At 62.4% G+C, this 24,779-nt stretch carries 19 protein-coding genes; 5 read left to right on the top strand and 14 right to left on the bottom strand.

Features of this window, described 5'->3' with window-relative positions:
• Positions 1-187 precede the first annotated feature (187 nt).
• Positions 188-1,078, bottom strand: a complete 891-nt coding sequence (locus tag DKW65_RS06975) for a 23S rRNA (adenine(2030)-N(6))-methyltransferase RlmJ (protein WP_111656570.1) — start codon at positions 1,076-1,078, stop codon at positions 188-190.
• A gap of 81 nt (positions 1,079-1,159) precedes the next feature.
• A complete protein-coding gene (locus DKW65_RS06970; RefSeq protein WP_111656569.1) occupies positions 1,160-2,632 on the bottom strand; it encodes a glycerol-3-phosphate dehydrogenase/oxidase in 1,473 nt (490 codons plus the stop codon).
• A gap of 61 nt (positions 2,633-2,693) precedes the next feature.
• Here DKW65_RS06970 and DKW65_RS06965 point away from each other — a divergent pair, with 61 nt between their 5' ends.
• Together DKW65_RS06965 and DKW65_RS06960 are read left to right on the top strand one after the other, a co-directional pair.
• Positions 2,694-3,317 (top strand): GNAT family N-acetyltransferase, encoded by a 624-nt coding sequence (locus DKW65_RS06965; protein WP_111656568.1) that lies wholly within the window; start codon positions 2,694-2,696, stop codon positions 3,315-3,317.
• A 57-nt stretch (positions 3,318-3,374) separates the two neighbouring features.
• Positions 3,375-4,040, top strand: coding sequence for a YiaD family glycine zipper/OmpA-like lipoprotein (locus DKW65_RS06960; protein ID WP_111656567.1), 666 nt, complete (start codon positions 3,375-3,377; stop codon positions 4,038-4,040).
• A gap of 54 nt (positions 4,041-4,094) precedes the next feature.
• On the opposite strand, the gene DKW65_RS06955 is transcribed toward DKW65_RS06960, so the two are convergent.
• The 7 genes from DKW65_RS06955 to DKW65_RS06925 all read right to left on the bottom strand — a co-directional run bounded on the left by DKW65_RS06955 (position 4,095) and on the right by DKW65_RS06925 (position 12,049).
• Positions 4,095-5,315: an MFS transporter gene (locus DKW65_RS06955; protein ID WP_245932418.1), complete on the bottom strand. Its 1,221-nt coding sequence runs from the start codon at positions 5,313-5,315 to the stop codon at positions 4,095-4,097.
• A gap of 119 nt (positions 5,316-5,434) precedes the next feature.
• The gene (locus DKW65_RS06950; RefSeq protein WP_111656566.1) at positions 5,435-6,547 is read right to left on the bottom strand and encodes a ferritin-like domain-containing protein; all 1,113 of its coding nucleotides are present in this window, start codon (positions 6,545-6,547) and stop codon (positions 5,435-5,437) included.
• 111 nt (positions 6,548-6,658) lie between these two features.
• Positions 6,659-9,115 (bottom strand): neutral/alkaline non-lysosomal ceramidase N-terminal domain-containing protein, encoded by a 2,457-nt coding sequence (locus DKW65_RS06945; protein WP_162925753.1) that lies wholly within the window; start codon positions 9,113-9,115, stop codon positions 6,659-6,661.
• Positions 9,116-9,218: 103 nt separating this feature from the next.
• A complete protein-coding gene (locus DKW65_RS06940; RefSeq protein WP_111656564.1) occupies positions 9,219-9,674 on the bottom strand; it encodes a PaaI family thioesterase in 456 nt (151 codons plus the stop codon).
• 3 nt (positions 9,675-9,677) lie between these two features.
• The gene (locus tag DKW65_RS06935) at positions 9,678-10,127 is read right to left on the bottom strand and encodes a PaaI family thioesterase (protein WP_245932417.1); all 450 of its coding nucleotides are present in this window, start codon (positions 10,125-10,127) and stop codon (positions 9,678-9,680) included.
• Positions 10,128-10,130: 3 nt separating this feature from the next.
• Complete coding sequence (locus DKW65_RS06930) at positions 10,131-10,904, bottom strand: hypothetical protein (RefSeq protein ID WP_162925752.1); 774 nt, start codon at positions 10,902-10,904, stop codon at positions 10,131-10,133.
• Between the two features lie 359 nt (positions 10,905-11,263).
• Positions 11,264-12,049, bottom strand: coding sequence for a ParA family protein (locus DKW65_RS06925; protein ID WP_111656562.1), 786 nt, complete (start codon positions 12,047-12,049; stop codon positions 11,264-11,266).
• Between the two features lie 284 nt (positions 12,050-12,333).
• Between DKW65_RS06925 and DKW65_RS06920 the strand changes: the two genes are divergently transcribed.
• The gene (locus tag DKW65_RS06920; protein WP_111656561.1) at positions 12,334-13,695 is read left to right on the top strand and encodes a cytochrome P450; all 1,362 of its coding nucleotides are present in this window, start codon (positions 12,334-12,336) and stop codon (positions 13,693-13,695) included.
• A gap of 7 nt (positions 13,696-13,702) precedes the next feature.
• Here the strand turns inward: DKW65_RS06920 and gorA are convergent, their stop codons facing one another.
• The gene (gorA, locus tag DKW65_RS06915) at positions 13,703-15,091 is read right to left on the bottom strand and encodes a glutathione-disulfide reductase (RefSeq protein ID WP_111656560.1); all 1,389 of its coding nucleotides are present in this window, start codon (positions 15,089-15,091) and stop codon (positions 13,703-13,705) included.
• Between the two features lie 70 nt (positions 15,092-15,161).
• On the opposite strand from gorA, the gene DKW65_RS06910 reads away from it, so the two are divergent.
• Positions 15,162-15,788: a lytic transglycosylase domain-containing protein gene (locus DKW65_RS06910; RefSeq protein WP_111656559.1), complete on the top strand. Its 627-nt coding sequence runs from the start codon at positions 15,162-15,164 to the stop codon at positions 15,786-15,788.
• A gap of 3 nt (positions 15,789-15,791) precedes the next feature.
• On the opposite strand, the gene DKW65_RS06905 is transcribed toward DKW65_RS06910, so the two are convergent.
• On the bottom strand, positions 15,792-16,085 hold the full coding sequence (locus DKW65_RS06905) for a Rieske (2Fe-2S) protein (protein WP_111656558.1): 294 nt from the start codon (positions 16,083-16,085) through the stop codon (positions 15,792-15,794).
• A gap of 57 nt (positions 16,086-16,142) precedes the next feature.
• Positions 16,143-18,518: a phosphoenolpyruvate synthase gene (gene ppsA, locus DKW65_RS06900; protein ID WP_111656557.1), complete on the bottom strand. Its 2,376-nt coding sequence runs from the start codon at positions 18,516-18,518 to the stop codon at positions 16,143-16,145.
• Between the two features lie 211 nt (positions 18,519-18,729).
• Between ppsA and ppsR the strand changes: the two genes are divergently transcribed.
• Positions 18,730-19,548: a posphoenolpyruvate synthetase regulatory kinase/phosphorylase PpsR gene (gene ppsR / locus DKW65_RS06895; RefSeq protein ID WP_111656556.1), complete on the top strand. Its 819-nt coding sequence runs from the start codon at positions 18,730-18,732 to the stop codon at positions 19,546-19,548.
• Positions 19,549-19,552: 4 nt separating this feature from the next.
• On the opposite strand, the gene DKW65_RS06890 is transcribed toward ppsR, so the two are convergent.
• Both DKW65_RS06890 and DKW65_RS06885 read right to left on the bottom strand, forming a co-directional pair.
• Positions 19,553-20,509 (bottom strand): DegV family protein, encoded by a 957-nt coding sequence (locus DKW65_RS06890; RefSeq protein WP_111656555.1) that lies wholly within the window; start codon positions 20,507-20,509, stop codon positions 19,553-19,555.
• Positions 20,510-20,832: 323 nt separating this feature from the next.
• Positions 20,833-24,666 carry an FG-GAP-like repeat-containing protein gene (locus DKW65_RS06885; RefSeq protein ID WP_162925751.1) on the bottom strand — a complete coding sequence of 1,278 codons (3,834 nt, stop codon included), beginning with the start codon at positions 24,664-24,666 and terminating at the stop codon, positions 20,833-20,835.
• Positions 24,667-24,779: the final 113 nt, after the last annotated feature.

Raw genomic sequence — 24,779 nt, 5'->3', positions numbered from 1 at the left:
GACGCGCCAGGTCAAATGTCAATCGTCAGCAGGATAGCGATGCAGACAGCGCCATTTGTGACAATCCACATTATAAAAATGGCGTTATTTATTGATTTTATTTAGTTTAAAGGAGAACGAAGCGCCTGGAGCGTGAAACGGGTTGTCACAGTCTGAAAATCTTCCCTTGTCAGAATATGAACCAGTGTCACGATTCGACGAGCCTCAATCCGGTACCCGGCCCTGCCGCACAGAGGTTGCCGAACCAGGGCTGCAATGCCTGCAGTTCGTCGGCCAGCACCCAGGGCGGGTTGATCACCAGCACACCGGAGCCATGCATGCCCGCGCCAGCGGTGCGCACCTGCAGCTCCGATTGCAGTATCTGCTCTGCCCCGACCTGTTGGCGTAATGCATTGATCATGGGCCGGTGCCGTTGATCCGCCAGAAGCGGATACCACAGCATGTAAACCCCGATCGGCCAGCGCTGCCACGCCTTCACCAGCGCGGCGGCCATCTCGGCGTACTCCTGCGGCCGTTCAAAGCTCGGGTCCAGCACAATCAGACCACGGCGCTGCGCCGGCGGCACCAGGGCGATCAGGGCTTCCAGGGCATCACGGCGATGCAGGTGCACACCGGAGCACCCTTTCAGGTGGCCCGCCAGCGCATCATGCTCGGCCGGGTGCAGCTCATTGCAGATCACCGGGCAGTCCGGTGGAGAAAGGTAGCGGGCAATCAGTGGCGAGCCCGGATAGTAGCGCAGCGCCCGGGGCGGCATGACCTGTCCCTCGACCGCGCCCTCGCCCTCGCCCTCGCCCTCGCCCTCAAGGGCACCGTTGACCCGCCACAGTGCCTCTGCATAAGGCGCCAGCAGTGCGGGCCACTCTGGCATCGCGCATTGGCGCAGGATGCCCTGCTCGGCCTCACCGGTCTTGCGGGCCCGGTCATCCTGGAGATCATAATGTCCGCGCCCGGCGTACAGATCGAGGACCGCAAAAGGCGTCGGCTTGCGCTGCAGATAACGGAGCAAGCGACTGAGCATGACATGCTTGTGCACGTCAGCAATGTTCCCGGCATGGTAGCCGTGCTGATAGCTGAGCATTTGCCGCGAGCATCCTGATGGTTCGCTGAAGGAAGGCGGCCACTATACCAGCCGGTCAGGAAAATAATCAGGGTTGACGCATCAGGGTCGATAGGCGCGCCTGTGGATATCCCGGTAGCGTGTGCGCTCCCGTTCCAGCCGGGCTGCGTCCCAGCCCAGGCCCTCACACAACAAGGGTCCCAGTTCCTCGAGCAGCGCTTCGCCGCCGTCCGCATGCAGCAGGCCGAGTCGGGTCCGGCGCAACATCAGATCATCCAGGTGGCGCACCTGCTCGTTGTCCAGCATCCAGCGCACCTGCCGGTGCAGTGCCTCCCCCTGCGCCCAGGGTCGCAGGGGATGCCCCAGCCCGGCGGGCAACGCCGCCACACCGCGGAATACCGGGGTCTGGCGACGCCACTGACGGGCATCTCGCCGGGACAGCAGGCCGGTCTCCACCAGCGCATCCAGCGCAATCACCCTGAAGGTCGTCAGCTTGCCTCCCGAAACCGTTACGACGCCGTCTTTCGTCCAGACAGCATGGTCGCGCCGTTCCGCCGAGGGGTCTCGCCCGGTGCCCGACGCAATGATCGGACGCACACCTGCCATCGTCGACACGATGTCGTCGCGACTCAGGTGCGTGTCCGGGAAGTAGCCATTGACCAGTGCCAGCAGATAGTCGATTTCTTCATCCGTCGCCCGCGGCTCCCGGTCGGGATCATCCCGATGATCCAGGTCAGTGGTACCGATACAGGTACTGCCCTCCCAGGGGAACACGAACACCGGCCGTTGATCGCGGGGGTTGATCAGCGTCATGCAATCCTGGACCGGCAGCCGGGCGGCGGGCACGAACAGATGACTGCCGCGCTGCGGGCGCACCCGTGCCGGTGCCCCGGAGAGCAGATCGGCCCAGGCGCCGGTGGCATTGATCACCGCCTTCGCTTCGAGCGCCACCTCGGTACCGTCTGCATCGCGCACGCGAACCTGTCGGTGGTCACCGCTCTCCGTGACGGACAGCGCGGTACAGTAATTCATCGCCATGCCCCCCTCGGCCGTCGCCGCATGCAACAGACGCAAGACCAGGCGGCTGTCATCCGTCATCGCATCGCTGTAGCGCATGGCGCCCGTCAGTGGCGCCATGTCCAGCCCCGGCACCCGGGCACGCAAGACGTCGGCAGTCAGCCACTGGTGGTCCCGAACCCCTGCCAGCAGGTCATACAGCGACAGCGCCACGGTCATGGCCCAGCGCCCGGGAAACTGGCCGCGCCGCAACGGCATCAGACAGTGCTGGCGGACCACCAGATCGGGCAACGCGCGCAGCAGCCGCTCACGCTCCTGCAGGGATTCCCGGGTCAGGCGCAGATCCCCTTGCTTGAGATAGCGCAACCCGCCATGCACCATTTTCGAGGATCGACTTGAGGTTCCCCATGCAAAATCATGTTTTTCAACGAGAAGTACTTTCAGGCCAAGCTGTGCAGCCTGATGAAGAATACCTGCGCCGGTGATACCACCGCCAATCACAAGCAGGTCCCAGCGCTGGGTCGCGAGGCGGTTCAGGTCGGGCCGGGGTCCCGGCATGGATGACTCTCCTGTTGCAGCGGCGCACAATGGCGCACAGATGATGAAACAAGGATGACGCATGTCCCCTGTCCGGCGCGCCCGGGCGGCCGATTTCCCCGCCCTGGGCTGTGCGCTTGCCCGCGCCTTCCATGATGATCCCTTCTGGCGCTGGATGGCACGCCCCGGACCGCATTATGAGCGCCGCCTGGAACAGGCCTTCCTCGCCCAATTACACCACCTTGAGCGCAGCGGCGGCGTGATTCATACGTTGCAGCAGGATCAGGGCGGCGCCCTGTGGTCGCCACCGGGCACCTGGGGCAGCAATGTCGTGGCGCGCCTTCGCCACGTGCCTGATCTGGTGCGCCTGTGCGGCCTGTCCGGCTTGCCCGCGCGGCTGCATGGTATCCGCCAGGTGCAGGCGCTGCACCCCCCCACGCCCCACTTCTACCTGCAGATCATCGGTGTCGACCCGCGTGCCCAGCAGCGGGGTTATGCCCGGCACCTGCTCGACAGTGTCCTGACGCAATGTGACAGCGATGGTTTTCCCGCCTATCTGGAAACCTGCAATCCACACAATGTGCCCTTGTACCAGCATTTCGGTTTTCAGGTGAAGCACGAATTCGCTCTGCCTGATCAAGGGCCCCGGGTATGGTGCCTGTGGCGTGACCCGATCCGCCAAACGGCGGGGAATCGCCTTTCTTAAGCGCCCTGTTTGCCGTAATGTTTGCCCCTGACGGAACATTCTTTTTCAGGAGTCACCATGAAGAAAATCACCTTGAGCGCTGTACTCGTTGGCGCGATTGCCCTGCAAGGCTGTCAGACCACCGATCCCTATACCGGGGAACCGCGTACCAGCCGGGCCACCACCGGGGCAGCCATCGGCGCCGGTGTCGGCGCACTGGTCGGTATCGCCACCTCGGACAGCGCCCGCGAGCGTCGTCAACGCGCGCTGGCCGGTGCCGGTATCGGCGCCATCGCTGGCGGCGGTGTTGGCCACTACATGGATGTGCAGGAACGCGAGCTGCGTGACAAGCTGGCAGGTAGCGGCGTCTCCGTCACCCGTGATGGCGACAACATCATCCTCAACATGCCGGGCAATGTGACCTTTGACACCGACGCCTACCAGGTGAAGTCCCAGTTCATGCCGGTACTGGATTCCGTGGCTGAAGTGCTGCGCGAGTACAAGTCCACCATGATCCAGGTAGCCGGTCACACCGACAGCACTGGCAGTGTGCAGTACAACATGCTGCTGTCCCAGCAACGTGCCCAGTCCGTGGCCAATGCCCTGGCCAGTTACGGTGTCGAGCAGGTGCGGCTGGATATCGTCGGTTTTGGTCCGCATCAGCCGACGGCTACCAACGACACGGCGGCCGGTCGTGCGCAGAACCGTCGCGTGGAACTGACGCTGCTGCCTTACACCCGTTAAGCCCGCCCGCCGGGGAAGCAGCGGCCCGCCCTGCTTCTCCGGCGTTTCCAGGCGTTACTGGCTGCGCAATCGCCACACCGCCCACATCAACGGCACGAACAACACCAGCACCAGCAGGTAAGGCCAGTTCGGCTGCAATTGATATAATCCTGTGCCGATCACGGGCCCGAAAATGAAACCCAGCGCCGGACAGGCACTCATCAGCCCCGCTACCGCGCCCTGCTCCTCCACGCCCACCCGCAAACTGGCCGCGCTGCTGACCCCGGGCATGCCCAACCCCAGCCCCAGACCCAGCAACATCACCGACACCGTCACCCAGACCTGATCCGGCGCCCACAGCAGTAACAGCACCCCGGTGCCCATCAACGGCACTGCCAGGCGCAGGATGGCTTCCGGTGACCAGCCCAGACGCTGCACGATGACAGCCTGTGCCAGCAGCGAGGTCAGGGCTGCACACATCATCGCAATTCCCACGCCACCGGCCGCCTGCTGGGGCGACATGGCGAGGCGGTCCTGAAACAGGAACCCGAGCGTCTGCTGGACAATGGCAAAGGCAACAAACAGCATCAGGCCGACCAGCAGGATGTCGGTCAGGCGCCGATCGGTGTAGGCCGTGAAACTGGAGCGCAGTGTGTTGCCGAGGGAGAACGGCGCGGCCGGGCGACCGCGTTGCAGGATATAGGGGGACTCCGGCAGTGCACGCCACACCCACAGCGCCATAAGGGCCGTGATGACGGCCACCATATACAACGGCGCCACCAGGCTGATGCCCGCAATCAGCCCCCCGACTGCCGGGCCCACCACCGTACCCAGATTGTGCGCGGCGCCGATACGCCCCATGGCCTTGGTGCGGGTGGCCGGGCTGGAAGTATCCGCCATGTAGGCTGCCGCCGCCGGCGGCGTGGCCGCCATGATACTGGCCTGCAGAACCCGGCTGGCGATCAGTGCGGTGACCAGCAGCATCCCGGTCATGACACCCCGTATGCCAAACCAGAAGGCGGTCGCAAACAGGGCCGTGCCCAGCGCATAACCCGCCAGGCCGATCACCAGCACCGGTTTGCGGCCAAGGTATTCACTGGTGCGCCCCCACACCGGGCTGGCCAGGGCAAACATCAGCGAGGAGCAACTGATGATCAGACCGACCTTGATGTCGGCAATGCCGGCAGCACGGCCCAATGAAGGCAGGATCGCGAAGACAAGGGTCTGGCCCATGCCAGTGACGGCCACAGCAGTCAGCAACATGGCCTGGGTACGGCGCGCAGCAAGTTCGGTCACAGTGTCCGCCAGGCAAACAGAACGAGCGACGCCCCGCAAGCGGAGCGCCATGATCGGGAGGGGAAGCCCGGGTGGCTATCAAAGCAGCGCGCCCGGGCACGGGTCAATGGCGGAAAGGATCAGGACGCTTCGTTGTACAGCGGCCGCGAAAGCTCTGCCCAGTCGATGTCCCCGTCATCCACCAGATTCTCGAACTGCAGAATGCCCAGTTCTTCGAACTTGGGCCGCACCGTGTCCGTCAGCAAGCCGATACGCTTGAGATTGGGAACGATACGGGTGAACAGCAGATTGCGGAACTGCGCCATGATGTGCGAGGACAGCACCTGCTCACGGGCCTTTTCCGGTTCCCAGCCGAATTCCACAAAGACCTCGGTGGCAATCAGGCGCTCGCGCATGACCACGCAGGCTTCAAAGGCAAACTGCGCGCGTTCCTCTTTCTCTTCTTCTGTCAGTGTGTCGACAAAGTCTTCCAGATAATTCACGCCAAAGGTCACATGCCGTGCTTCATCCCGGATCACCAGGCGGATGATCTCGCGCAGCAGCGGATCCTGGGCTGTCATTTTCAGCGTGTTGAAGGCCGCCAGTGCCAGCCCCTCGATGATGATCTGCATGCCGATGAATTTCAGATCCCAGCGCGGATCAGACAGGATCTTGTCCAGCAGCACTTTCAGGTTCGGGTTGATCGGATAGAGAATGCCGATCTTTTCCTGCAGGTACCGCGTAAACACCTCGACGTGCCGGGCCTCATCGAACGTCTGCGAGGCGGCGTACAGCTTGGCATCATAAGTCGGTGCACAGGACGCCAGCTGTGAGGCTACCAGCAAGGCACCCTGCTCGCCGTGCATGAACTGCGCCAGCATCCAGGCCAGGTTATGCCAGCCAAAACGCAGCTTTTCCTCATCCGAAAGCTGCTCGAACGGCTCCCAGCCCGCGAAGGGGTTGAAGCTCTGGTCCATGGGAATCTCGGAGCGCGGGAACGTCTGGCTCCAGTCCACGTCCATGTCAGCGTTCCAGTTCAGTTCCTTGCCGAGCCGGTACAGCTTGCGGATACGTCCGTCCGCCGAGCTGTAATCCCAGTTGTAGTGGCCGGTCAACGGGGTCTGGAAGATCTCGACGACATCACGCACATGGTCCGGGGTCATGCGGTGTTCGATATCGTCTGCACCGGGGCCATCCCAGTTCTCGTAATAGGTGATGTCTGTCGGGGCCGAATCCAGCCGTTTTATCTCCATCGTAGCGCACCTCTTGTTGGGTTATGCCCCAACGCTAGCCCCCGGGGTTGCGGGCGGCAATGTCGCGAAATGACAATCGGGGCATGATCTGGCGCGAAATCACAATCAGCTTCACAGACCGATGGGCAGCCCCGGGCAGCGGGCGTTGGCGCCGGTAATCGCCACCGGGCCGGAAATGCCCTCGTAGGCGCCTCCCGGCGCGGCCCTGCCCTGATGACGCAGGCGATAGAAGCCATCCGGCGCATCGTGGGGCACATGCCAGATGACCTCCGCCGTGGAGGGCCCCACCACCAGCGGGTCCAGGGGCAACGGCGGCAACACCGGCGGCGACCACAGGAACCAGAGCCCCGGGTCGCGATCGGTGGCCACCGTGACCCATTCGCCCTGCTCCAGCCGCTCAACAAACACATAGCTGTCCTGGAGCATCAGGTCATTGCGCGGATGACCGGCGCGGAACGAGGCACTGATCCGGTCGCCACCTGTCGCGGTGGCCGGAACATCACTGAGCAGGTCGCCGTAACGACCGCCCCCGGCACTGTCCGAGGGCACATAGGGTGGGCGCCGCAATACTGGCGTACTGCGCGGATAGGCCGGGCCGGACGGCAGACTGTCACCCTGACGCAGGCTGATCACCAGCCGCCGGGTCTCCTGCATGACCGCTGCCAGACTCCAGGGACCGTAAACCGTTGAGGCGCCTTCATACTGCTGGCTGGCGTATTCCTCGCGGGTCGTCAGGTAATGCACATAGTCATTCACCAGCCCTGCAATGATGACGGTGTCCACGCCCACGGGGGCCAGCTCATCCAGCACCAGCGCGCGCAAACGTCGCGCCGACATGGTGGTGACCTCCCAGGGCAGCCCGACAATCGCCAGGTTGCCGATGCGGAATACCTGCAATGGCTGTATCGACGACTCGAAGTTCAACGTCAGCCCAAGCAGGTTGAGCACCAGATCAGGAACCCCCAGCACAGAATCGCCCAGATTGGTGGGCAGCAGCACCGGCTTTTCGGCATGGCAATCCAGGCCCAGCAACGGCAGCGAGTGGGTATTGCACAACAGCAGGCTGGAGACGGTATCCACCGGCAGCGCCAGGTCGGTCATGCCGGCGAAATCCTGGGCAATGGCGCGCAGCAGGGCGCTGTCCGCTGCGCAGGTGACGCCTTCCCGGCTGATCGGCCCGGGCCCGTCCTCCGCCCCGGCCGGGAAGGACACCCCCAGGGCAGCGTTACAGGTGCGTTTCACCGGGCTGTCCAGCTCCGGCGGATGATCCAGCCGGGCGAGCACAACGGGGTCGTTGACGGTGACCCGGTTCATGCGCACATGGATCAGGCGATAATCCACCGGCCCGCTGATCGGCGCGCCTTCCTGCCACAGCTCCATGGCGCGAGCCAGTTGCTTGGTCCCCGAGATGGCATTGGACTCATACACACTCAGCCCGCCGCCCCGGCGCGGGTCCGGGTGCGGAAACTTGTCGATAAAGATATTCGGCGACGCATCGCCCTCGTCGGCCTGTGCGAAGGCCGCCACGAAGGTATCGTCCCCGGGCGCACGATCGTAACGGGTGCGCATGATGCGCTCGAAGCCCAGCGACGCGAAACCCTTGCAGTCACCGCTGACCATATCGGCCTCCGGCCCGATCACGGTCGGGTGCACCCCGAACCAGTTGATCACCCCGAGCGGGCTGCCGTTCTCGCGGCGCAGGTTGAGCTGCACCATGAGCTTGTTGACGTCGACCTCTTCGCCACGGGTATCCAGAAACTGCGCCCGCTCGCTCAGCGGGTTCATGGCAAACGCTGGCCGGGAGCGGTTGATGTTCGTGTTCAGCAACTCTCCGCTGGCGAGATCAATGGGGATCGGCGCCGGATGAGCCTCGATGTTCGCGTGCGCCCGGCGTATCGCCTCCACCATGCCGTTTACCAGTGTCTGATACACCAGGTCGTCGTAGCCCAGGTGCAGCGCATTGCCGGCTTCGGTATGCGAGTAGCCTGCCGGACCACTGTGGGTGTGGGTGGCGGACAACATCAGATTGTCGCCAGCATAATGGTTCCGCAACGCCGGGTCTGCGGCGATGGCGTCGAGCACCCCGGTGCGCAAACTGCCCCACATCAGCCCGATATCAGCAGACACGAACATGATCCGCTTGCCGTTGCAGGGGGATTCGATGGCATAGGCACGGGCATACTGGCGCTGGTGCAGACCGCGCATCACCTGTGTCGTGTCTTCCCAGCCTGCGCCGCTTTTCAGGGCCACAGGGCCGGTCACGTCGAAGATGCCGGTACCGACCCGGAAACGCTGATTGTCGGCACACGCCCCGGTGGCCCGCCCTACCGCCGGCACCGGGACATCCTGGCGCAATCCCGGCGCATCCAGACCGTCGCCCACGTCACGTTTGTCGCTGTCGAGCACACACTCGGCCAGGCGCGCATCGGCAAAACGGCTGTCAGGCGCGGGGGTACCTGGCTGCCCGGGCGGCTGCCCAGGCAATGTCGGGGGTGACGAAACGGAGGTGTCGCCGCCACAGGCGGTCAGACCCCACAGCAGCAGGAAAGGCAGGAAGACACGGTGCATGCATGCTATCCCATAGCAGATTGTTATCGTATGGGACCATCGTACAGATTTGCACGTAACAATCAGGCGGGAAAGCGTGCGGATTTGGTAAGCACGCCGGAGATCAGGCTTCTGCGGTCTCCTCGGACAGCAGGAAATGCGCGCGCGCGATGGCGATCGGTTCGGCCCGTCGAACCTGCCAGGCGCTGATGTGCACATTGGCGACACGCCGCCCCAGACGCGTCACCCGGCATTCGGCGAAGGTGTCCCGGAACAGGCCCGCACGCAGGTAATCCATGGTGAAATCGATGGTTTTCGGCACCCGAGGCTCGCCCATTTCGAGCAACAGGAAAATGATCGCCGCCTGTTCCATGAAACCGGCCACCGCGCCGCCGTGCAGCGCCGGCAGCGTCGGATTGCCCAGATTGGTATCACGGCGCGGCAACACGAAGGTCAGTTCCTCGCCGCGTGCGGTAATCTCGATGCCGAGAAAATTGGCATAGGGCACCCGGTCGACCAGCGACTGGTAAGGCGCCTTGCCCTCGCGGCAGGCTGCCACGAGATCGCGCAGACCGTCCATTCTCTACTCCACAACCCGGCGGGCGCCGGGTAACTTCATGCGCATATAGGTGGCCAGCCCGGTGGCGACCGGCTCGCCCTGTTCGTCACCCTCTTCGAACACGGTCATGCGGACGAAGGCCACATGCTGGCTCAGTCGGTAACACTCGGCGTCACAGATCACGCCCTTGCCCGTGGCGGGCGCGCGCAGGTGATCTACCCGCATATCAATGGTCGGCGTGATTTCGAATTCCGGAAAGATCGTGCAGGCGTTGGCGAGGCCGCCCGCCTGATCCATCAAGGCAAAGACGGCGCCACCATGCAATACGCCAGAGTCGGGATTACCGACCAGCTCAGGGCGTGAGGCCATGCGGGTACGCACATTATTTTCGCCTGCTTCCAGCACCTCGATGCCCAGTTCTACAGAATGGCGCACCGAGGCAACAAAGCGGCGGCAAATATCCAGTCGGTTCAAGAGTCAGTCCGCTACCTGGTCAATGGATTCGATGATCTGCTGGGTATAGCGATGCACCAGGAACGGTACAGCGTTCTCGTAGAACTTCACCAGTGATTCGCGGATAAAGGCCCATTTGCTGGCGACCTGATCCAGCGCCCGGTTCACCGCGTCATCATCGCGGTATTTGCGGCGCATGTCCGCGAGCATGCGGTCGAACGCCGGCACGGTATCACGGAACTCGATCCGGCCCTCGCCGGTATCCACCGCCATACCACCGGACGGGTCCGCAGCCAACGCCAGATATTCCGATGCCATGCGCTGCATGTAGGCTGCCAGCGCCCACAGATCGTGGTAATCGCCCTCGGCGGACGTGGCAAAATTATTCAGCTGGTTGCTCATCACTGCAGCCAGGCGATTGACGTCCTGCGCCGCGTAGGTTTCGGTATAGCCGAGTTCGGCAATGGTGTTGCTGCCTGCAGCGCTGACAAAATCACGCCAGCTGTCATTCAGAGTGTCCACCAGCGCGATTTCGGCGTCGCTGTCCGCGGTGCTGGTCAGGGACTGGAAGGCACGCTGCCCGTTGCTGATGCTCTGGTTGAGCTGGCGCGCATACTGGCGGTCGCCGCCCATAACCGTATACATGTGGAAATCACCGCGGATGCGCCAGATATCCAGCTGCAGTCTCTCAAGCTGCGACTGGTCTATCGCTGCGGCCGCCGTCGTGGGCAACATCAACATGGGCAGCAAGAGCAACCCCGCACACCAGACCCGCAAATACACTGACAATCCAGCCATTACCGTTATCTCCCGAATCATTATTGTTCTGCCCACAAGCTTCCAGGCAGGTTAAACCGTGCATCCGGCAGTGTCACGCCGGGCCGGTGCCGTGCCCTCGCCTGTTCCCGGAAACCGTCAGCGACGGCAGCCACAGCAACACCCCAAGGGCGAGGACATTGGCCAACAGCCACTCCCGATCGGGTACCCGGGGTGGGGCCACCAACAGGGGACCCAAAACACCATCCGGGCCAATCGGGGCGCCGTAGCGATTGGTGCCGTCGCTACCCGGCACCAACAGGAGGTCAATGAATAATAGCAGATCAGGGCGCGGAACCAGAACCGGACCCGGAACCGGACATAGCGGCCCGGGGCGCCCGTCAGCGGCCGCCCGCCAGCGCCGCGTGCAAGGCCACGAATTCCTGCGTCAGCTTGTGCTTCGGAGACAGGTGGATCAGGGGTTTTGCGAGATCGTGGGATTCACGCATGATGACACTGGCAGACAGGTAGCTGTCGATGATCGGCAGCCCCTCTTCACTCAGGCTGTCCACCAGCTGCTGTGGCAAGCGCGCCCGGGGCTGGAACTGGTTGACCACGATCCCCTCCACTTCCAGCGCCTCGTTGTGGTCATCACGGGCTTCACGGATGTTATCCAGCAAGGTGTAGAGCGCCTTGCGGGAAAAGGCGTCGCAATCAAACGGGATCAGCACCTTGTCCCCGGCAATGAGCGCTGACAGCGTGTAGAAGTTGTAAGCGGGCGGCGTATCGATATAGATCACATCGAACTCACGTTCCAGTGCTTTCACCAGCGCCCGCAACTTGTAGATCTTGTGCTTGCTCTCGAGCATATGCTCGATCTCGCCCAGCTCCGGGTTGGACGGCAGTACGAACAGGTTGTCGAACCCGGTCGGGTGGACATATTCCTGCGGATCCTTTTCCTTCAGACGGAAAGACAGGGTCTGGGCAAAGAAAGTGCCGACATTGGGGGTCGGCCCGTCGTTGTCCTGATACGCCGCCATACCGAGCAGGTACTGGCTGGCGTTGCATTGCGGGTCCAGATCCAGCACCAGGGTGCGCTGCCCCTGGCTGGCGCTGATCGCAGCCAGATTCACCGTAATACTGGATTTACCCACACCACCTTTCTGGTTGAACACCACTCGCCGCATTCCATTGATCTCCTTGTTCGGACCGGCTGCATGATACAGCCGTCGCCGGTTTATTCACAGAATCTGTGGGTGAGCCTGTGGATAAACGCTGGGCAACCCGCTGTGACGGCGCCCGACCGGGCCCCGGCCCGCCCCTGCTCAAGAGATCACCAGTCAGCCCCCAACAGGACTCAGAAAGCTGTTTACCTGGCCGGGAAAACACTTGCTGCCCCACCATGACAGCCTATGATGTCAAGAAAGAATACACGGTATATACCCAAAAGTTCGCCATGAGGAGGTTCGCCATGAGCAGCGCCGTCCCCTTTGCCCCCGCCCCGGCCGGCAGCGGCCTGAAGCCCATACCCGGCGACGCCGGTCTGCCGATGATCGGCTATACGCTGCAGTTGATGCGTAATCCGCTCAAGGTCGGGCGTGAACGCTATGACCGTTATGGCCCGATCTCCTGGGCCAGCGCTTTCGGGTTGCGCATGGTGTCGATGGTCGGCCCTGATGCCAACGAATTCGTGCTGCGCAACAAGGGCGATCTGTTCTCCAACCATCAAGGCTGGGACTACTTCATTGGCAAGTTCTTTCATCGCGGCATCATGCTGCTGGATTTCGACGAGCACCGCTGGCATCGCAAGATCATGCAGCAGGCGTTCAAGACCGAGGTGTTGCGCGACTATATCGTGCGCATGGGGCCCGGCATCAGCCATGCGCTGCACGACTGGCGCGAGGATGACCGGTTTCTTTTCTTTCCGGCCATCAAACAGCTGACGCTGGACCTGGCGACTGACGTGTTCATGGGCCAGCAACTTGATGACCGGGCCAATGCCATCAACGAAGCCTTCGTGGATACCGTGCGCGCCGGTACCGCGATATTGCGCTTCAATGTGCCCGGTGGCCGTTGGTCAAAAGGACTGCGCGGTCGTCGCTTGCTGGAGGATTTCTTTCGCCGCGAACTGCCCAACAAGCGCAACAGTGACGCCTCGGACCTGTTCAGCGTGCTGTGTCGCGCGGAAACTGAAGACGGCGAATCCTTCAGCGATGATGACGTGGTCAACCACATGATCTTTCTGATGATGGCCGCCCACGACACGACCACGATCACCCTGTGCAACATGATCTACTGGCTGGCCAGGCATCCGGAGTGGCAGCAACGCATCCGCGAGGAAAGCCTGGCGCTGGGCAAGACGCAACTGGATTACGATGACCTGCAGAAAATGGAAAGCGCGTCCCTGGCCATGAAAGAGGCATTGCGCCTTTGCTCGCCGGTGCCCTCCATCCCGCGCCGCACGGTGCGTGACGCCGAATTCCAGGGGCACTACATCCCCGCAGGCACCCTGGTCTCCATCAGCCCCTTCTTTACCCATTTCATGCCCGAGTACTGGAACCGCCCGGCAACCTTTGACCCGGAGCGTTTTGCTGACGATCGCCGCGAAGACAAGGTGCACCCCTATGCCTGGGTCCCCTTTGGCGGCGGCGCCCACAAGTGCATCGGGCTGCATTTTGCCGAATTGCAGGTCAAAGCGGTGCTGCACCAGTTGGTGCAGCAGTTTGAATGGTCGGTGGACGCGGACTACCGGATGCCGCTGGACATGACCAGTCTGCCGGTGCCCAAGGATAAACTGCCGGTGCGTCTGCGCCGACGCCAAGCCGTCAGATGAGCCGATCTCAGGTGGCGGGCGGGACGCGCCGCGCCACCTCTCGCAGGGTCACGAATTCTTCCGCCGAGGTGGGGTGAATCCCCAGGGTGCGATCAAAGTCCGCCTTGGTCGCCCCCATGTTCACGGCCACTGCGAACCCCTGAACGATTTCACCGGCTTCATCACCGGCCATATGCAGGCCGACCACGCGATCCGTTGCATCATCGACCACCAGCTTGACCAGCGAGCGGTGCTGGATGTCACCGAGGCTGTAACGAAGCGGGCGGAAATTGCCCAGATAGATGCGCAGGCTGCCATAGCGCGCCTGCGCCTCGGCTTCGGTGAGCCCCACGGTGCCGATATTCGGCTGGCAGAAGACCGCGGTGGGTATGTTTTCGTAGCCCACGTCCGGCTGGGCATCCTGGCCAAACAGGGCGCGCGCCAGCCACATGCCCTCCGCCAGGGCTACCGGGGTCAACTGGACCCGATCGGTGACGTCGCCCACGGCGTAGAGGCCCGGCAGGCTGGTGGCATAGCCGGCATCCACGCTCAGCGCGCCGTTGCTGCTGCGGGCGATATCGACACCCGGGGCGAACAGATCGTCGATATTCGGCACCCGGCCGGTGGCGTAGAACACCGCATCCACCTCGCAGTGGCTGCCGTCTGCCAGGGTAAGCAGGCGGCCACCGTCCGGGGTTTCGCGTATGGCCGTGACGTCGGTATTGAAACGCAGCGCCACGCCACGCTCGCGCATCTGCTCGGCGACAAAGCGGCGAATATCGTCATCGAAACCGCGCAGAAAGAGATCACCACGATACAACTGCTGCACCTCGACCCCGAGACCCTGCAGGATCGAGGCGAACTCCGTAGCAATATAGCCTCCGCCTACCACGGCGACCCGGCGCGGCAGATCCGGCAGGAAAAACAGGTCGTCGGAGATCAGTGCCAGTTCATGGCCGGGCACATCCGGTACATGCGGCTTGCCGCCGGTGGCAATCAGCAGGTGCCGCCCGGAGAGCAACTGGCGAGCGCCGTCGGACGCGGTGACCGACACGCTGCCGGCCGCCTCGATACGCCCGTGGCCAACGAACACCTCGACGCCGGCCTGCTCCAGCATGCGCTCATAAATGCCGTTCAGACGCTCGATGGCCCGTGTCTTGTTGTCACGCAGCCGGGCCCAGTCAGGCCGCGCCTCCGCGCCCTGCCCCGGCTCGAAACCGAAGTCACGCGCCTGGGCGAACAGGCCGGGAAACTCGGAGGCGTAAGCAAACAGCTTCTTCGGCACACACCCCACATTCACGCAGGTACCGCCGAAGAAGCGGGATTCGACAATGGCGACCCGGGCGCCGAGTCCTGCGGCGATCCGCGCCGCCCGCACCCCGCCGGAGCCTGCCCCGATGACTATCAGATCGTACATCTTTTCTCCTTGCTCAGATTTCAGGCATACTTGGCAGTCCACATATCAGAATAAAGCATGGGATCGGGACATGCGGGGACCCTTCATCATACCGCTGGCGTTGCTGGCCACCAGCGCGCTGGCGCCATGGCAGGCCAGCGCCGACGCGATCTATACCTATCGTGCTCCGGACGGCGTGCCGATGTTCACCGACCGCGAGAGCATGCCCTCCGGCTACGAGCTGCTGAACGTGCGCCGGGGCTGGGTGGAGCGGCGCGGGCCCCTCAGCGACGACCTGCGCGACCTCTATGACCCGGAAATCCGCCACGCGGCACGTCTTTACGGGATTGATCCCGGCCTGATCAAGGCCGTCATCCACGCTGAATCCCTGTTCGATCGTCATGCCGTCTCCCGCGTCGGCGCCCAGGGGCTGATGCAACTGATGCCGCGAACCGCCAACTTCCTGGAGGTCAACAACGCCTTCGACCCGCGCCAGAACATCGCCGGGGGGGCACGCTTCCTCAATTACCTGATGGAGCGCTTCGACGATCTCGAACTGGTGCTGGCGGCCTACAACGCAGGCGAAGGCAATGTGCGCCGCTATGGCGGCGTACCGCCCTTCCCGGAAACCCAGGGCTATGTAAAGCGCGTCCAGCAGTTGCTGCCACGATACCAGCAGCACTTCGCCAGCCCGGACCCGAGCCTGGCCATCCGCTGACGCTCAGGGCAGGCTGACGCCCAGCCACTGACCATCGTACTCCACCGGGTAGCCGACCGGCTGCCCTGCCCGCCCGCACTCACGCACATCAAACACCTGCCCGTGTCCCGGGCAGCGCAGTTGGTAACCGGACAGGGTGCCACGGCCCAGATCACTCCCGGCATGCGGGCAGCGTGCATCCAGCAGGAAGACCTCCGTGCCGACCGATATCAGCAGCAACTCGTGGCGACCGATGCGAAACCTGGCCCGCAGACCATCGTGCACCTGATCCAGCCGCAACAGGCGATGAAATGTCATAAAAAAGCCGGACCCTTTCGGGTCCGGCCGTCTCCGGTTCCGGTTTCTGGCACGGGATTACTTCCCGTGCTTCTCAGCCAGATAGAACCAGGTGTCCAGGACCGAATCCGGGTTCAGGGACACACTGGAAATGCCCTGTTCCATCAGCCACTTGGCCAGATCCGGGTGATCGGACGGCCCCTGGCCGCAGATCCCGACGTACTTGCCTGCCTTGTTGCATGCCTCGATCGCCATGCTCAGCAGCTTCTTCACTGCCGGATCGCGCTCGTCAAACAGGTGGCTGACAATACCGGAATCCCGATCCAGGCCCAGGGTCAGCTGAGTCAGGTCGTTGGAGCCGATGGAGAAACCGTCGAAGTGCTGGATGAACTCATCGGCCAGCAACGCATTGGTGGGCAGCTCGCACATCATGATGACGCGCAGGCCTTCCTCCCCCCGCTTCAGGCCGTTTTTCGCCAGCAGCTCGATCACATGCTCGGCCTCGCCCACGGTCCGCACGAAGGGCACCATCACCTCAACGTTGGTGAAGCCCATCTCCTCACGGACCTTCTTCAGGGCCCGGCACTCCAGCTCGAAACAGTCGCGGAAGTTCTCGCTGACATAGCGGGAGGCGCCGCGGAAGCCCAGCATCGGGTTCTCTTCCTCTGGCTCATACAGCTTGCCGCCGATCAGGTTGGCGTACTCGTTGGACTTGAAGTCGGACAGGCGCACGATCACCTTCTCGGGATGGAAGGCTGCCGCCAGGGTGCTGATGCCTTCCACCAGTTTCTCGACGTAAAACTCCACCGGGTCGCCGTAGCCGGCAATCCGCTTGTCTACCGTTTGCTGGATGTCGCGCGGCAGGCTGTTGTAGTTCAGCAGCGCTTTCGGGTGCACACCGATCATGCGGTTGATGATGAACTCCAGACGCGCCAGACCCACGCCCTGGTTGGGCAGCGTGGCAAAATCGAACGCCCGATCCGGGTTGCCCACGTTCATCATGATCTTGAACGACAGCTTCGGCATCGACTCGATCGAGTTGCGCTGCACGTCGAAGGCCAGGCGACCTTCATAGATCTTGCCGGTATCCCCTTCGGCACAGGAAGCGGTGACTTCCTGACCGTCTTTCAGGATTTCAGTGGCATCACCACAGCCCACAATGGCCGGCACGCCCAGCTCACGGGCGATGATCGCCGCGTGGCAGGTCCGCCCGCCGCGGTTGGTCACGATGGCGGCGGCGCGCTTCATCACCGGCTCCCAATCGGGGTCGGTCATGTCGGTCACCAGCACGTCGCCATCCTGGACCCGCTCCATTTCCTTGATATTGGTGATGACCCGCACCACGCCCGCGCCGATGCGCTGGCCGATGGAGCGGCCTTCGACCAGTACCTTGCTGCCCTTTTCCTTGAGCAGGTAGCGCTCCATCACCGAGACATCAGAGCGGCTCTTCACCGTTTCCGGGCGGGCCTGCACGATATACAGCTTGCCGTCATCACCATCCAGGGCCCATTCGATATCCATCGGGTGGCCATAGTGCTTTTCGATCTCGATGGCCTGACGCGCCAGATCGGAAATCTGCGCATCGGAGAGCGAGAAGCGCATGCGGTCCTCACGGCTCACGTCAACGGTCTGCACCGACTTGCCCGCGCTGGCCTCACTGCCGTAGATCATCTTCTGCAGTTTCGACCCCAGATTGCGGCGCAGGATCGCCGGACGCTTGTTCAGCAGGGTCTTCTTGTGCACGTAGAACTCATCGGGGTTCACCGCACCCTGTACCACCATTTCACCGAGGCCATAGGAGGACGTGATGAAGACCACATCGCGGAAACCGGATTCGGTATCCAGCGAGAACATGACGCCCGCCGCCCCGGTCTCGGAGCGCACCATGCGCTGGATGCCCGCAGAGAGGGCGACACCGGCATGTTCGAAGCCCTGGTGCACGCGGTAGCTGATGGCGCGATCGTTGAACAGGGAGGCAAATACCTCCTTCACCGCCACCAGAACATTGTCAACACCACGAATATTGAGGAAGGTTTCCTGCTGGCCCGCGAAGGAGGCATCCGGCAGGTCTTCGGCCGTAGCCGAGGAACGCACGGCCACCGCCAGCTCGGCATTGCCCTCACTGATCTGCGCGAAGGCGTCACGAATCTGCTGCTCCAGTTCCGGCTGGAACGGCGCTTCGACCACCCAGCGACGGATCTCTTCGCCAGTGCGGGCCAGTGCCACCACGTCATTGACGTCCAGGCTGGCCAGGGCGTCGTTGATCTTGCGGGTCAGGTCGTTATGTTCGAGGAAATCGCGATAGGCCTGCGCCGTGGTCGCAAAACCGCCGGGTACGGAAACTCCCGCCGCCGCCAGATTGCTGATCATTTCGCCCAGGGAAGCATTCTTGCCCCCGACCGTCTCCACGTCGCCCTTGCCCAGGCGTTCAAACCAGACTACGTACTCCGCCAAGGTCCTGCTCCCTACATGTTCCGGAATATGGATGGATGTGTCGCGGGGGGTATTCTACTCAAAAAGCCGCCCCGTTTCTCGCCCGAAATGATTCGACTTTCGGGGCAGGTGTCAATCCCTTCCCCGGCGCGCCCTTGCCAGCCCGGCAAAGCCCCGCTAGCCTTGCCCGACAGCCTTGCCTTCCAGCCTCGACCGCGAGTGTGACCTGCCCATGAAACGAACCGCCTTCTTTGTCTCCGACGGCACCGGCATCACCGCCGAGACCCTGGGCCACTCCATGCTCAGCCAGTTCCGCGGTGTCGAGTTCGAGCAAGTCACCCTGCCCTACGTGCAATCCCTGGAAACCACCCAGAGCGCCGTGGCGCGGATCAACGAGACCGCCGAGCGGGACGGCCAGCGGCCGGTGGTCTTCTCGACCCTGGTGGACGAGGAGCACCGGGCACTTATCGGGCGCTGCCATGGCCTGGTGCTGGACATGTTCGCGGCCTTTGTCGGCCCGCTGGAGAGCGAGCTGGGGGTCCGTTCCAGCCATACCGTGGGCGAGACCCACGCGATCCGCGATCATGAGGCCTACCGCATCCGGATCGATGCCGTGCATTACGCGCTGGACAATGATGACGGCGCCCGCACCCGGCACTATGACAAGGCCGATGTGGTACTGGTGGGGGTCTCACGCAGCGGCAAGACGCCGACCTGTCTGTATCTGGCACTGCAGTTCGGCCTCTATGCCGCCAATTACCCGCTGACCGAAGACGATTTTGACGACCTGCGCCTGCCGCAGTCGCTGATGCCGCACAAGGACAAGCTGTTCGGCCTGACCATCGACCCGGACCGCCTGGCGGCGATCCGCAGCGAGCGCAAGGCCGGCAGCAAGTACGCCTCCCCGCGCCAGTGCGACATGGAAGTGCGGGCCCTGGAGGCCCTGTTCAACAAGTTCAACATCCCCAGCCTGAACGCGACCGAACTCTCCATCGAGGAGATTTCGACCCGCATTCTGGCCAAAACCGGGATTCAGCGGCGCCTGCAGTAGACGCTCAGAGCTCTCCCGGTTCGCCCGCGTAGGCCACAAACAGACACCCCGCGCCCACGTTGACCGCGCCAGTGGCGCTCATGGTAGACAGGTGCAGAGCCAGCCCGGCCTCCCGGACGGCAGCCTCAAGCTCACGAAAGCCTGCCATGTCCGGCACGGCTGAGATGTCGCCCGCGTAGCTCATGCAGACACTGCCAGAGGTGACCTTGCCGTCTCTGATCTGTGTCGTCACATGCTCCAGCATGCGGCGCACCGACTTTTCATAGCTCATATTGACCGTGGCCGGGTCTTCCTGCCCGCGGTAGACCTTGATGATCGGATGCAGCGACAGTGCCGAGCCGACCGCCAGGGCCGCACCACGCAAGGTATCACTGAAACTCTTGCGCTCCCCCTTCTTGAAGCCCCGCGCCCGCACATAGCCCAGATCCGCTGGCACCATGAAGCCACAGACCTCCGGAATTAGGTTGTCCAGCTTGAGGCGCACCTCATTGGGGTGTATTCCCTGCGCGATCAGCCCGGCGGCTTCGGCCACCAGCACGGCGGTGCCGGCAAAGATGGTCTTGCTGTCGATTACCCGCATGGAGAAGGGCCCGGCAACGTCTGCCGCCTGACGCGCCTGCCGGTACTGCTTGAGGATGGCAAACGAGGCCCGCGAAGCATTATCGAAGATCTGGCTGCGCTTGCTCGACACCGTGATACAGAACACCAGATCGAAATCCAGCACCAGCCGATCCAGAAACACCGCCTGGACCTGCTCACTGGTGTAAGGAATGGACTCCGAATCGATGCCTTTGGTGTCGAGCTGCTCGGCGTAGAAGCGCCGGGTGGCCTTTTCATCCCGCTCATCGACCAGGAGCTCGTCGCCAAGACGGATGGAGATGGGCATGACGCGAATGTCATGCTGTGAATAGAACTCTGCCGGCAGATCACATGTTGAATCCACCACAATGCCGATACGCATGGGTTTCTCTCCCCCTGAGATGCGGAAACGCGTCGTCCCAGACAAGGCGGAGTGGACCAGGGCTGTGTTGTTCGGCCTGTAGTTGTTGTTGTCGGCATGCTCCCCTGGCCACCCCGGGCACCCCCGCGCCCGGTGATCCTCAGCCAGACTGCTTGTGACGCAAACTGGTTATGTCGTGCCAGTTCAGTGTAGCGCAGTGGCCAACGGCTGCAATGCGGGAGACAAATTTGTAACTCACTGATTACAAATAACTTTTCACTGTCGTCTTTGACGTTGTCTCAGCCCGCCACTGCAGGCGGGAAGATTTGTAACACCCGGCCCGGTCACCAGGGCTGCGCGATCAGGCCGTGGTATATCCTGTTGTGGTGCGTCAACTGGAGTGCCAGCCACAGGGCAAGCCCGGTGGCATGTGCATCGCTGTGCTCGTCTTCTGGCGCGAAAGCAAAGCCACCGTCCTCACGCCGGGCTGACAGGAAGCCATTCAGCCATTCATGACTGACCAGATCGGAACGTCCCGCTGCCGCGAGAAAGGCCATCGCCTCGATATCGATGTCACGAATCCCCTGCTCTGGCGGTTGCACCAGGGCCAGGTTCCTGATGACCAGTTGCTCCACTTCTGCCGCTGGCAGCCGTGAGGGGCACGCATTATCGGTAAGCAACAGATACGCGAACAGCGCATGGCTCACCTCATAGGGCTCACTGCTCTCTGAAAGCTGAAGCAGTTGCCCCAGATAATCGACGTCAAGGGGGTGCTCATGGCAGTACAAGGGCGCAATGGTGACATCGTCCAGCCCCGCCAGACCGGTCAAAGCCTCCGCAGGCAATGTATGGTCCGGGTCATAAAAACGACGGTATGCCAGCAAGGAGGCACGCATCGCGTCATCTGTCTCTTCTTGCAGAAGGCTGTCCAGCATCACCATCGGCGAGAAGGTGGTAACAATATCGAATTGTCGCTGCATCCATGACAGGCCGAGCAGCACGTCCGCAGGCAACTGTTCGTGATGATCTTCCAGCCAGCCCAGTGCCTCCGTGGCTACTTCCGCAAGGCCCTGATGTAACGGCAGAGTGTTGACAGGATCGAGATCCGGATGCCTCAGCGTCAGGAACCGGTTCACCGGCACAGCCTGAAGAATCTCCTCGCGACCATCATGCCAGGTCACCCGTACTTCATCCGCCTGCACGGCCGCGCCCAGACCGAAATGCAGTATTGCCGGCGTCTGCCCCAGATAGCCGGAGTTCGCTTCCACCTGACGCATCCTCGTGATATCGCCAGTGCGGACCCTGACCACCGCGCCTATGGCCTGGGTATTGGGGCGATCGGCAATCAACGATACGCTCAGAAAATTGACGGCTCCCTGCCCGGAAAGCTGATTCTCGAAGAACAGCGGCGGCCCGATATTCTGCGCAACAAGAATATCAATATCGCCATCTCGATCCACATCGGCACAGACCACGCCCCTGCCGTTGGTTGCCGATGTCATGCCCCAGTCTTCTGCCTGATCAATAAAGGTGCCATCGCCCTGATTCATGAATAACCTTGGGCGCTGCTGATGATACCCTTCGAGCAGTTGATCGAGGTCATTCAGCAGTTCTTCCGACAACTGGGCCCTGACTTGCTCAGGCACAAGCCCATACCCGTTCTCGACAAACAGATCCACGTAGCCGTTATTGTTGAAATCTGCAGCGCACACTCCCCAGGCCCAACCCGCATCTTCGGCACCATGCGCCGCCTGGAGAGAGAACGGAAAAGCGGCGTCCTCACCATGATAAAGCTTGTTGCCGGTGCGGCCCCAGGGCCACTCGCGATCATCATCCGGTGCATGTATGGAACTCACATACCACGACAGCCGCCCGCTATTGTCGAAGTCAGCCAGCGCAGAGCCCATGCCGTTTTCGTCAACGATAACGCTTCGATCGGTAATGACACTGAACCGGCCAGTGCCGTCGTTGGTCGCCACCTCGCTGGTTTCAAAATCGGACGCCACCAGCAGATCAGGAGATCCATCGCCGGTCAGATCAGTAAAGGCAGGCGAGAAATTGAAGTTCTGGGCTAACTGGGCCCCCGTGGTCCCCGCGTCAACATCATAGGGATAAAGAACTCCGACTGGTCCGAGAAAGGCGTTCGCGCCCATATTCTTCATCATGGCCGGCGCCGCGCCCGGCCTGGCAGCAAGATCCCAATGCGCGATGAAGGCGTCCACCCATCCATTGCCATCAATATCCGAAAATGCGAAGCCGAAAGTCGATTTGGACATCGGAACAGACTGACGCTGAACGAACCCGCCCGTCGAGGCATGCCGATATACTCGCACCTCTCCGGCCAGGTAATTGCCGATCAACACATCAGGGCGATAGTTGGCATCCAGATCTGCAGCGCCAAGCGCAAGCGGGATATCAGCCCCCTGCCAGAACTCGTGAGGCCTTGACGCGAAGCCACGCCCCATATCGTTGCGATAGAACACCAGACCCTCACCGCCGTAGCCGCCCGTGGTAAAGAGCGCGTCCAGCCAGCAATCTCCGTTCAAGGGTGCAAGCAAGACCGCGCCACTTTGCATGGCGGCCTCTAGCGCTCCGAACTCACGACGCCAGGCTTCAGCGGGCAGCTCATGGTGATGATCCAGTCCAACCTCCGAAGCGCGCTCCACAAAACCGGACTGCTGCGACCCGGACATCATACGGCCACGCAGGTTGTGACCACACAGGGTCTTGGCCGAGAAGTGCCTGAAGGGCGCTGTCGAGGGGTCCGTCGGATCAGTCGGGTCAGTCGGATCGGTCGGATCGGTCGGATCGGTCGGATCGGTCGGGTCAGTCGGATCCGTTGGCCCACTCCCCCCATCATTCCCTTCAGGGTGTGCAGGCACATTGGGAATCTGGGCGTACAGCATATGTCCGTCATGGTCGTCTTCGGCACCCGCTATCCAGGGCGCCAGGCATGTTTCCGTGATTACGCAAGGGTCAGTCAGCGCATTGAGGAAGGCCACCAGAGCTGCGAGTTCCTCATCCGACAAGGGGCGATGCGGCAAGGCATCCGAGACACGCTCAAGCGCACTCAGGGTCATGGCCCTCGCCCGCGGATAGGGCGGCTCCTCAAGCATGGAAAACTGGGAAAGGTGCGCAAGCGAAAAGTCGTAATGTTCGATTTCTCCGACCGGATCAGCGTGATAGCGCAGAAACGCTGCAAGATCATCAAAGGCACCGCTATGGCCATAAGGACCGGTTGCCGCGATATTCAGCAGGCCGGGCGTGCGGAAGCGGTAGCGGTCCTCGTCCTTCTGTGTCACCAGGAAAAGCCCCGGATCAGTGTCATCGGCACGCTTGCCGCGACCGAACTGGGGTATCGCCGCAATGTGCAGCTTCTCATCCGTAAAGCGATCGCCACTATGGCACCCTGCGCAACCCAGCCCCCCCTCGTGCAAACTGGTCAGAAACAGCTCGGCTCCTCTGACCTGCTGTGTCGTAAGCGCTGAGGGGTTTCCGCGTACAAACTCGGCCCAGGGACTGTCTACAAATGTCTTGCTCGCCTGATATGCAGACAGCGCACTGGCGATATTGTCGTAGTTGATCAAGCCTTCCAGATCACCGTCGTCACCGAATGCACTACGAAACGGACCTTCCCAGCTTTCAGCAGCGTCCCGGAGCCGCTGCGCAATTCTCGCGCGTAGCTGATCAGGCGAGAGTGAGTAGAATTCGCCGAAACCACGCATTTCAGCAAAGCTGGTCACCGGGAATCTCGCCTGGACGGCGAGCAGATCACCCGCAGCAGACGGGTCAGGCAATCGGCGCAGCAGACTCTCCGGCGTGCGGATCATCTGCTCACCCGAATCCGGGTCAGTCCCCAGCACGAACAACCTGCCATCGTGGAAAAGCGTGGTGCGATAAAGTGCGGAGTTGAATATCGTCTGTGCGTTGCGTGGCACGTTCGGTCCGCCGAGCGTCAGCGCTTTGGGATCGCCATCACGGGCAAGATCAATGGTGCGGCCAGGCCCCAGCACCTCGGGCTCGTGTGCTGCGACACCGATCGATAGCGACAGGCCATCCCCGCCCCCTAACAGCGGATGGTGACAACTGACACAGGCAACATCCCGGTCGCCGCTCAGCTGGCGCGAGAAAAACAGCGCCCTGCCGAGGGTGACCCGGGGATCGTCTGCGGGTGGCACAAGGATATTTGCTGCAGGGTTGCCGCTGAGCCCATGAGCCTGGATGAGTGCATAAAGTGGCGCCGCGGCTCCGGCACCGGGCGGGTCACTTGTTGTGCCGTTGTCGCTCCCGC

This window comes from Isoalcanivorax indicus (genome assembly GCF_003259185.1).
In the GTDB taxonomy this organism is placed as follows: Bacteria; Pseudomonadota; Gammaproteobacteria; order Pseudomonadales; family Alcanivoracaceae; genus Isoalcanivorax; species Isoalcanivorax indicus.
Note: the sequence above shows the minus strand (reverse complement) of the source record. Positions and strands in the feature narration are given on the sequence as shown.

Coding starts and splice junctions, on each gene's coding strand:
- DKW65_RS06975 (WP_111656570.1), bottom strand. CDS start 1,078: ATGCTCAGCTATCAGCACGGCTACCATGCCGGGAACATTGCTGACGTG.
- DKW65_RS06970 (WP_111656569.1), bottom strand. CDS start 2,632: ATGCCGGGACCCCGGCCCGACCTGAACCGCCTCGCGACCCAGCGCTGG.
- DKW65_RS06965 (WP_111656568.1), top strand. CDS start 2,694: ATGTCCCCTGTCCGGCGCGCCCGGGCGGCCGATTTCCCCGCCCTGGGC.
- DKW65_RS06960 (WP_111656567.1), top strand. CDS start 3,375: ATGAAGAAAATCACCTTGAGCGCTGTACTCGTTGGCGCGATTGCCCTG.
- DKW65_RS06950 (WP_111656566.1), bottom strand. CDS start 6,547: ATGGAGATAAAACGGCTGGATTCGGCCCCGACAGACATCACCTATTAC.
- DKW65_RS06945 (WP_162925753.1), bottom strand. CDS start 9,115: ATGCACCGTGTCTTCCTGCCTTTCCTGCTGCTGTGGGGTCTGACCGCC.
- DKW65_RS06940 (WP_111656564.1), bottom strand. CDS start 9,674: ATGGACGGTCTGCGCGATCTCGTGGCAGCCTGCCGCGAGGGCAAGGCG.
- DKW65_RS06930 (WP_162925752.1), bottom strand. CDS start 10,904: ATGGCTGGATTGTCAGTGTATTTGCGGGTCTGGTGTGCGGGGTTGCTC.
- DKW65_RS06925 (WP_111656562.1), bottom strand. CDS start 12,049: ATGCGGCGAGTGGTGTTCAACCAGAAAGGTGGTGTGGGTAAATCCAGT.
- DKW65_RS06920 (WP_111656561.1), top strand. CDS start 12,334: ATGAGCAGCGCCGTCCCCTTTGCCCCCGCCCCGGCCGGCAGCGGCCTG.
- gorA (WP_111656560.1), bottom strand. CDS start 15,091: ATGTACGATCTGATAGTCATCGGGGCAGGCTCCGGCGGGGTGCGGGCG.
- DKW65_RS06910 (WP_111656559.1), top strand. CDS start 15,162: ATGCGGGGACCCTTCATCATACCGCTGGCGTTGCTGGCCACCAGCGCG.
- DKW65_RS06905 (WP_111656558.1), bottom strand. CDS start 16,085: ATGACATTTCATCGCCTGTTGCGGCTGGATCAGGTGCACGATGGTCTG.
- ppsR (WP_111656556.1), top strand. CDS start 18,730: ATGAAACGAACCGCCTTCTTTGTCTCCGACGGCACCGGCATCACCGCC.
- DKW65_RS06890 (WP_111656555.1), bottom strand. CDS start 20,509: ATGCGTATCGGCATTGTGGTGGATTCAACATGTGATCTGCCGGCAGAG.